Origin of the sequence: Streptomyces sp. URMC 123, assembly GCF_051386515.1 — a bacterium.
In the GTDB taxonomy this organism is placed as follows: Bacteria; Actinomycetota; Actinomycetes; order Streptomycetales; family Streptomycetaceae; genus Streptomyces.
In genome coordinates, this window is the sequence record NZ_JBPQTV010000523.1 from 1 (window position 1) to 2,780 (window position 2,780).

2 protein-coding genes are annotated in these 2,780 nt (G+C 76.9%); both read left to right on the forward strand.

Features of this window, described 5'->3' with window-relative positions:
* Positions 1 to 27: 27 nt before the first annotated feature.
* Complete coding sequence (locus ACSNOD_RS30260) at positions 28 to 1,368, forward strand: ATP-binding protein (protein WP_436770279.1); 1,341 nt, start codon at positions 28 to 30, stop codon at positions 1,366 to 1,368.
* Between the two features lie 990 nt (positions 1,369 to 2,358).
* On the forward strand, positions 2,359 to 2,721 hold the full coding sequence (locus tag ACSNOD_RS30265) for an SH3 domain-containing protein (protein ID WP_436770278.1): 363 nt from the start codon (positions 2,359 to 2,361) through the stop codon (positions 2,719 to 2,721).
* Positions 2,722 to 2,780 lie beyond the last annotated feature (59 nt).

Below are 2,780 nucleotides of genomic sequence, written 5' to 3' on the forward strand. Positions count from 1 at the left end.
CACCCCCACCGGCACGGGGGCGGGCCGGTGACCCTCCGCCCCCGGCGCCCGCGCCGCCTCCGGTTCCCGTTCCGGCTCCGGCCCCGGCTCCCGTTCCGGCTGCGGCTTCCGTTCCGGCTGCCCGCCTGGACCACCACGCTGTACGGGAAGTTCGCCGTCTTCATCGCGCTGATGTGCTGCGTCCTGGCGACCGTCATCGGCACCCTGGTCCATGTCTCCGTCACCCGGCAGACCGTCGAACAGGCCCGCAAGGAGGCCCTGGTGAGCCTCGACTCGGCCGTCGAGTCGTACATCGCCGGGGAGCCGCTGCCGCCCAACGCGCACGTCGACCCGCCGGAGCTGCCCGAGAAGCTGCGCGAGGTGGCCGTCCGCGGCAACCTCGGCACGGGGCTCGGGGAGTACGACGGCCGGCCGGCGATGTGGGCGGCCGCGCCCGCCGACGGCCGGGCGCTCGCGGTCGAACTCGACTACAGCCAGAGCGCGAAGAGCATCAGCGGCCTGGACCAGGCCATTCTCGGCTCCTCGGTGCTCGCCATCGGGCTGACCCTGCTCGCCGGGTTCTTCGCGGTCACCCGGATCACCCGGCGGCTGCACCTCACCGCGCAGGTGGCGCGCCGGATCAGCGCGGGCGACCTGGACGCGCGGGTCGGCGACCCGCGCACCGGCGACCCGGCGCGCTCGCAGGACGAGGTGGCCGCGGTGTCGGCGGCGCTCGACACCATGGCCGCCACGCTGCAGAACCGGCTCCGCAGCGAGCAGCGCTTCACGGCCGATGTGGCGCACGAGCTGCGCACCCCGCTCACCGGCCTGCACGCGGCGGCCGAGCTGCTGCCGCCCGGCCGGCCGACCCAACTCGTCCAGGACCGGGTGCGGAAGCTGCGCCGGCTGACCGAGGACCTGCTGGAGATCTCGCGGCTCGACGCGCAGGTGGAGCGGGCCGATCTCGATGTGCACCGGCTGGGGCAGGTGGTCGAGCGCGCGGCGCGCGCGACGACCCCCGAGCCGGAGGTGCGGGTGGTGCGCGACGCGCTGGTGGAGACGGACAAGCGGCGGCTGGAGCGGGTGCTCGGCAACCTCATCGGCAACGCGTACAAGCACGGCGCGGCGCCGGTGGTGGTGACCGTGGACGGGCCGGAGGTGTCCGTACGCGACCACGGGCCCGGCTATCCGCGCTATCTGCTGGCGCACGGCCCCCAGCGGTTCCGCACGGAGACGACGAGCACGGGCAAGACGGGGCACGGCCTCGGCCTGACGATCGCCGTGGGCCAGGCCCGCATCCTCGGAGCGACGCTGCGGTTCACGAACGCGCGCGACGGAGGAGCGATCGCAACGCTGACCCTGCCGGCGGAGGCGTCGCCCGACGCGTAGCGCGTGCCGCCCGCCCCGACGGCGGGGCCCGCGACTCCTCCACCCACGGCCGGGGGCGCCCGGGCTCGGTGCGGCGCTCCCACGGCGAGGGCCGAGCCCGGCCGCCCTCCCGGCAGCGACACCGGGCCGCGGTCCCCCGCGACCGCCGACGGCGCCCGCCACCGCCGGGGGGGGCGCCCTCCTGCCGGGCGCCACGGCCCGATCCGCACCGGCAGCACGACACGACCCGGGCTCCGCCGGCCCCTACGCTCAAGGCGAGTTCGGTGCTTCGGCAGCGACGGCCGAGCACGGCCGGGCCCCGGCAGCGGCACGGGGCCGCGACTCCTCCGGCCACCACCGGGGGTGCCCCGAGCTGAGCGCCCGGCCCGATCCGCGCCGACCGCAGGACACGCCCCGGCTCCGCGAGCCCCGACGCCGACGGCGAGTTCAGCGCTCCGGCAGCGAAGGCGAGCCCGACCCAGCCGCCGGCAGCGGCGCGGGCGGACCCACGCAGGTCCCGCGCCCGGGACGGGCACGGCCCCCTCAGCGGCGCGGAGCCGCGGGTCCTCCACCCACCGCCGGGGGGGCACCCCCGCACCGGGCGCCGCGGCCCGGTCCGCACCGGCCGCACACGCGGCCCGGGTCCGCGGGTCCGGCGCGCGCGGCGAGTTCGGCGCTCCGGCAGCGACGGCCGAGCAACCGGCAGCGGCGCGGGGTCGGGCGCCCGCACGGGGCTCCCGCGAAGCTCAGCTCCGCGACGGTCGTCGCGGAGCGTTACGTGTTGCGGGCCGATTGTGGTCGATTTAGTGTCCTTTGTGCGGACCGGAGTCGTGGGGACGCGCAGAGCGACCACGACACGTAGCCGGCCGCCGCCGGGACGGACCAGGGCATCGCCCGCACCGGGTGCCGCCCGCGATCGGGCACCGCCCGCACCGGGCGCGGCCCCGGTCACTCGACTCCCGGCGCCCCAGCTCCCCCCGACGGGACCTCCCCTCCGCAGGAGAACAGCAGATGGCTCCTCTCTCGAAGACCGGCAAGCTCGCCCTGTGCGTCGCGACCGGCACGCTCGCCGCCCTCACCGCGGCCGGCCCCGCCGCCGCAGCCACCACCGAGGCCGGCGGCGGCCACGGCGACCGCCACACCAAGGGCAAGGTGACCGCCAAGCACGGCCTCACGCTCCGGGACGCCCCGCACAAGAAGGCCAAGAAGGTCGGAAAGGTGCCGCACGGCAAGATCGTGAAGATCAAGTGCAAGGTGAACGGCCAGTGGATCAACGGCAACCCGCGCTGGTACCTCCTCGCCAGCGGCAAGTGGGCCTGGGCCTCGGAGCGCCACATCAAGACCCTCGGGCACCGCCACCCGCACTGGTGCTGACCGGTCGCGCCCGCGCACCGACGCCCGCCGCCCGTCGCCCCGCACCCGGGGCGGCGGGC

What these genes read in the sequence shown, in the direction of transcription:
- ACSNOD_RS30265 (WP_436770278.1), top strand. Translation starts at nt 2,359, where the DNA reads ATGGCTCCTCTCTCGAAGACCGGCAAGCTCGCCCTGTGCGTCGCGACC.